The 6,616-nt window shown below is 66.6% G+C and carries 1 protein-coding gene and 1 pseudogene; both read left to right on the top strand.

Features of this window, described 5'->3' with window-relative positions:
- Positions 1–4,307 precede the first annotated feature (4,307 nt).
- Positions 4,308–5,669 (top strand): annotated as a pseudogene (locus ABD794_RS17920) (amino acid permease).
- 252 nt (positions 5,670–5,921) lie between these two features.
- Positions 5,922–6,575, top strand: a complete 654-nt coding sequence (locus ABD794_RS17915) for a Uma2 family endonuclease (protein ID WP_344964572.1) — start codon at positions 5,922–5,924, stop codon at positions 6,573–6,575.
- The last annotated feature ends 41 nt before the right edge of the window (positions 6,576–6,616 follow it).

The raw sequence follows: 6,616 nt of genomic DNA, 5'->3' as shown, positions 1-6,616 counted from the left end.
CGAACATCTGCTAGCGTTGAATCGATGATGGCGCGGGGCGGATCTACAATCGGCTAATTGCGGGTGTCTCGTCCCGGCGCGCGAATTGAAGCACATTAGACGGCCGGTTCGGCCTTCGTACGGCGGGGGTGGTGGGTGGGCGAATTCCGTAGGGAGAAAAAAAATTTTAAGGTTGCGGCCGGTCAAAGCGGCAAGATGAGCAGCAGCGCGCGGTCGTCGTTTGACTTGCCTCTGGCGAAACCGCTTCGTAATCACGAAGCGCAGAGCGGTGCGCGCCGCGAATTTGCACGGTCGGTGACATAACGTTCCAGAGCCTCGTTTCCGGTGAGGTGACAGCGGTACCAATAGGCCCTCGCTGAGTCGCGTTGCCGAGGTTTCCACTGACCAGTCCGCACGTCGAGTGCAGAGCATCAGGAACGTCGTGCCTAGGGCGCATAGTCCGGCTGGGGTCCTTAGGGAGTGGAATTCGGCCGCCGATCGTTAACGCCGTAGACAAGCCGGTCCTCGGGTGTCGGGCCTATCTCGTGTCCTCAGCGTCCGGCCTGGTAACATGGAGTGTCGGCGACGTCTTGAGGATGGTCGATCCGGTGGACGTGCCCGCGTGAGACAGAGCTAGCGTAACAGTTCCACCGCTGTCGAGGTCCGAAGGACGAGGTGGAAGCCGGAGTTGGCGAAGGCCCTACTGCGTTCTAGCCAGTTACTAGGCGCAGAGGTAGCCCGTTGGCGGCATGGGGCAGGAAGGGCGTGCGGTGGGCATGGAAGGGCGTGCCTAAGGACTGTGTGCCCAGCCGATTAGGCGCCGGAGGAGGTATGTAGGGCACGTCTCGGGGCCGGCTTGGCGAGGGTACGGCGTGCCATGCCTTACAATCGACAGGCAGGCAGGATCGTCGGTGTGAGGACGTACCTCGCAGGCTTTTGCGGCACGGAGCTGAGGGTCAGCCGAGACCACAGCACCAGCCAATGTGCGCGCAGACGAGGCCGGCGCGGTCAGTCCGCAGGCGGCATTGACGAACTCGGGCGTGCAGCCTCGCGTGCAGCGGGGACAGCTAGCGCTATTCGAATGGCAGCTTCAGTAGCTAGCATAGAATCCTGATGAGTAGAGCACAGGATGACCACGCAGAGTACTCGGACCTGGATGTACAATACGCGGTGTGTCTTAGTGGGGGCAAATGCGAAGTACACGCTGTCATGCAGTCCGTCTCGTTCCGGCAGGGTCTAAAAGCTTCTAGGCGCTGTACAATGGACTGATGCTGAGGAGGCAGGGCCCGAGGAATATAGCCCCGACTGGGGCGCGACGACGACCCAGGCAATGGGTGCGGGACGTTGGACGCGAGTTCCAGGTTGCGCGCCGTAGAGCTACTAATGGGCAGCTACTGATGGAGGACCAGGCGGACTCTCAGTGGACCGTATGAGGGCTGGTGGCCGCACGCGCGCCGGCGTATACGGGGCCGCGGGAACGGCTGGCGGGAGGGTGCGGCAGGCAGCAAGGCCACGACGGTCGACGGGTATCGAGGAGGCCATGTGATCGAGGAGCGGCGGCGGGGTGAGCCCTCGCAACCTGTATCTCGGCTAAGGGGCCGATGGTGGCCCCGGATGGGTACGCAGGGCGTGGGTGGTTACGACGGATGTTAGCACTAGAGCGTATACTAGTGGGACATGGATAAAGGGTTCTCCAGGTTCGCTGTTCTCGGAGGCGCGTCGGCACGGCGGAAGTAGTCGCACCGGTTTGCCTGGCGGCGTTGCGGCACGCTGCGTGGCGACGCTCGGTTGCCAACGCTCGGCATACTTGCGTCATTAAGGGGTCCGGGGACGATCCGGGGCTCCGGTCCTCGCCGACGTCAGTCATACGAGGGCGGCAGCCGATTTGCCGATTTCTATCGGCCCGACAGTCCGTACATCGGCATGGCCCCCGCCGCTAAGGCCGCCGGTCTGGTAGCAACGCTATTGTCTAATAGCGTGCGCCGCGCGCATGATCAGCGGGATATACAGGCGGGGGCTGATACTGCCTGTACTACGCGTTCGCAGCTGGATATCAGCCAGGCTGTGCGTGGGCCGTCCGCATGACGGGGCCAATACGGCGGGGAGCGACACAGGGGTGACCAGGCCGGCGGGTGGCCGGACTGCCGTCGGGTATCGACCACTCGAGGAGTGTGCACGAGTGCGCCGTCGCGCGAACGCACGGGGCGGCGGCTGCACTAACAGCCGTGCGACGACGTGCTGCCCCGGGCTCGAGAAGGGGGCTCGGGATGTGCCGCGGATCCCGTACGGTCAGGTGGCCGCTAGCACAGCCGCCACTGGGACTTACTAGACGATGGTTGCGGTCGACGAGGTGCCGGGCGGGTGGGTGACCTGTTTAGTGGCATCTGTGTGGCTGGGCGCCGAGATCCGGCGCAGACGGGTGCTAGAACCCGAATTACACCCGAATTTTTGGGCGCCCGCGCTCGTGGTCGGTTGCCCCGCTAGCAGGGCGGCGCGACCGACATGTCATCCCGACATCGACTGTGCGAGGGGTGTGCTATCGGGGCGACGGTAGTTCGATGCGTGTGTGCGGCGCTCTGATAGGGTGGGCTTCCGCCGCATGGCAGGTTGGCGGTACAGTTATTCCGCACCGTAGATCGCAGTCTCCGAGTTTCGGTTCCAACGGGTTGAGGTCGCGTCCGGTGCGTAGGTTCGATGCGACCGTGTGCCGGAAGAAGAGCGCTTGCGGCCCGGTAGAGCGTTGCCGACGCCGGAGATCACCTTCTGGTCATCAGCAGGGCGGCGACGCTGTCCTGCATGGCGCGGAGATCCGCCGCAGGCTGGCGTACGGGGTCCTCCCCCGCGCGCAGCCCGCGGTGCGGCGGCGAGGCACGGTCACGTGGAGATATCGACCTGCTCTCGCGTCGGTCAGCAGCGCGCAGGCGGTGGGCGCGAGCAGGTCGGCGTAGGAGTCCGCGGTCGCAGGCGCAGTCCGGACGGTGTGCAGTGGCCGGGGGCGCGTCGGTGCCGAGGGTGTACTTTGCCGAAGAGGCCGAGGTGCAGGTGGCATCTCAGCCCCTGGCGGCCTCTGAAGCCGAGGAGACGAGGTGGCGTGTAGGCCCGTGCGGCCTCGGCCTCGCGCGAGCGGTTGCGTCGTCGACGAGGGCGGCGCCGTGATTCCCTCGATAGCTCCGCCCGCCCTGGGCCGGCATCGTCGCCGGACGCGGCCAGCCACTCCGCGACAGAGGGGCGTGGTGGTCGGCGGCACCAGGCGTGGCACCGTGGATCTGTGTGCCCTGCGGGCGATCGAGAGTCTTACGCCGTGATGTGGGTCCGGGATACGGCGTTCGAGCGGCCGCGGCCGTGCGTGATGCGGTCCGGGCCCGGTTGCCGGGTCGAGGGTGGTCGTTAGTCCTGCTGCGGGTGGGCCCGCGCCGGGAGCGCGGGAGCTCGCCGGTGGTCTCGTAGCGGCTCACGTGCAGCTCGACGATGCGGCGGTGTGACCCGTCTCACCGGCACCCATGAGATACGGCACGTTTAGACGAAGGAAGATACAATCGACGAACTGGTCGCCACCTCCTCGGGGAGTGCACTCCGCCCGGCGCCGACGGCACGGGCGCATCACGTTTGGCGTCGCCTGTGCTCGCGCGCCAGCGCGCGCGGTGCTGCTCGCTCAGACCGAGCGCGGCGCGGACGCCGTCACCTTTCCGTTCGCGGTGCGACTCTGCTCGCACGCTCTGCCGCAGCGCGCGACCGAGCGACGATGCCGAGGCTGTGCCGCTCGTTCCGCGGACGGCCGCTGTCGCTCGGCGATCGCGCAAGGACAGAACGGCGGTAGTCGTCACCCTCGGGCGTCGTCAGATGTGTGTGCACCGCAGTCACGACGCGGCTCGTGATAACGCCGGTGGGGCCTCTGAAGCCGACTAGACGACGGTGGGACTGGCGTGAGTTCAGCCCCTAACGGCATCGGTCGGAGCGACGGTACACAGGCGCATGCGTCCGAGTGTGGCACTGTCCCGGCGGCAACGCTCACAGCACCGGGCCCACGCCGACGGTCACGGGCAGTGAACGCACACGACCCTCCCATGGATTCGCGCCCGCCGCTCAGTACCGAAATAGAGTGCGTGATGAACGTTCTAATGCGGGAGCAAAGTCGGAGGAGACTCGTGTGACGCGAGTGCATCGCGAAACCTAAGTGACACTGTCCATGCGACGCGATACCGCCGCCATGATCAAAGGGTAGCCCGTCGCGAGCGTCCGGCTTTGATCCGCAGACGCCGCCGTCAGTCCTCTGCGCGCGGTGGTCGACGGCCTCATATGGTTCCGGCCTCAGTATACGCCACCTTTCCATGATCGCCATTGGCGGCGTCGAGCGGCGCGCCGGTGCTCTCTCGTCGGAGATCGGGAGTTACCGGCAATCGCCGTCTGTTGCGGGCCGCCGGCACATCCTGGTCTCTCTACAGCGCCTGGTGGGCGCCGCTGTCGTCCTCGTGATGCGGTGATGCTCGGCGAGGATGCCGGCCGCCGGCCAACCCGACCTACGGGCTCCTTCTCGCTACGCGGCACCGGTGGCCTGGGCCGCTGGGGCCGGCTTCACGGATCGGCTGGCTCTACTGGTTCTTCTGGGTCGTGGTGCTGGCGGTCGAGGCCGACGGGCGGGCGCCGGCATCCTCAACGGCTGGGTCCCCGCGGTCCCCAAGTGGGCCTGGGCGCTGATCGTCATGGTGGTGCTCACCGCGACCAACCTGGCCTCGGTCAGCTCGTACGGCGAGTTCGAGTTCTGGTTCGCGGGCATCAAGGTCGTCGCCATCGCCGCGTTCGTGGTCATCGGCGGCCTCGCGGTCTTCGGCGTGCTGCCCGGCTCGGACAACGAGGGGGCGGGGCTGGCCCACCTCACCGACCACGGCGGATTCCTGCCCCACGGCCCCGGGGCGATCCTCACCGGCGTGCTGATGGTCGTCTTCTCCTTCATGGGCAGCGAGATCGTCACCCTGGCCGCGGGCGAGTCGGAGAACCCGCAGCGCGCGGTCCGGCAGGCGACCAACAGCGTGATCTGGCGCATCGCGGTCTTCTACCTGGGCTCGATCTTCGTCGTCGTCACCCTGCTGCCCTGGGACTCCAAGGCGATCCTCAAGGACGGCAGCTACGTCGCGGCGCTGAACTCGATCGGCATCCCGCACGCCGGCCAGATCATGAACGTCATCGTGCTGACCGCCGTCCTCTCCTGCCTCAACTCGGGCCTCTACACGGCCTCCCGCATGGCCTTCTCGCTCGGCGGACGCGGTGACGCGCCGAAGGCCTTCGCCCGCGTCAACAAGCGCGGCGTCCCGCAGGCGGCGATCCTCGGCTCGGTGGTCTTCGGCTTCCTGTCGGTCTTCTTCAACTACATGTGGCCGGACACGGTCTTCAAGTTCCTGCTGAACGCGTCGGGCGCGGTCGCGCTGTTCGTGTGGCTGGTCATCTGCTTCACCCAGCTGAAGATGCGCGGCATCATCCTGCGCGAGGCGCCGGAGAAGCTGGTCGTGCGGATGTGGCTGTTCCCGTACCTGACCTGGGCCACGATCGGCATGATCCTCTTCGTGCTCGGCTACATGGTCTACGACGGGGGCGACAACCGGGAGCAGGTACTGCTGTCGGTGCTGGTGGCGGTGGTCGTGCTGGCGATCGGGCTGGTGCTGGAGCGGCGGCGTAAGGCGGCCGTGTCGAAGTAGCGGCCCCATGTCGGGCGAGCGCCCGGTCCGCATCTCCGTTCGGAGGCGGACCGGGCGTTCATGCTTTTACGGGTTCGTGGCGGTCAGGTCCGGACGCCGTAGCCGACAGGTTCGATCAACAGCGGGCGAGTGTGCGGCGACAGCAGTCGCACAGGGTCTGGTGATCACGTTTATGCATACGGTCGGCCGCACGGCGTCGGGGCCCCGCTCCGACACGAGGCAGACTGGGCAGTACCAGGGAAGGAGTGAGCATTGTCCGCGCAGCCCGTTCACTACGAGTCACCCTCTCCGGACGCATACCGGCCCTACGGCCCCGAGCCGGAGGTCGAGCAGCCCGAGCTGCGCACTCTGCCGCGGCTCCAGGGAAGTCCTCGTGAGATCGCCGAACAGATCGAAAACCGGAGCGACCTCCGGGTCGAGATCATCCGAGGAACCCTCATGATGTCCCCCACGCCACGACGGCGCCATGCACAGACAGTGGACGATCTACGGGAGCTGCTGCGTCCGTGCCGTGCGGATGGCCTGCGTGCCTACGAGAACGTCTCCATCCCCCTCCCGGACGACCCGGACGACTACAGCACTCCAGACCTGTTGGTGTGCCCGGTGGACATGATGGATTCGGACGACTGGCTGCTGTCCGGCGAGGACGTCGAACTCGCCATCGAGGTGACCTCTCCTTCCGAGCGCCCGGTCGGCGTCGCCGACAAGATCGCGTGGTACGCCGAGGCCCGCGTCCCCGTGCTCCTCTATCTCTACCCCGCCGCTGCCAAGTGGGCCCTGTACTCCCGCCCGACCGACGAGGGATACGGGACGATCAGCCAAGGCAAGTACGGGGAACCGGTCCCCCTCCCCGACCACCTGGGCGGAGACATGCCGACCAAGGACCTGCCCCGCTACGAACGCTGACGGTGGATTCCAGGAAGAGGCCGAAAAGCCGGGAGCCCGCG

It is taken from the genome of Streptomyces thioluteus (genome assembly GCF_039535865.1).
The sequence above is the reverse complement of the archived record's forward strand: the minus strand, read 5'-3'. Positions and strand labels throughout refer to the sequence as shown.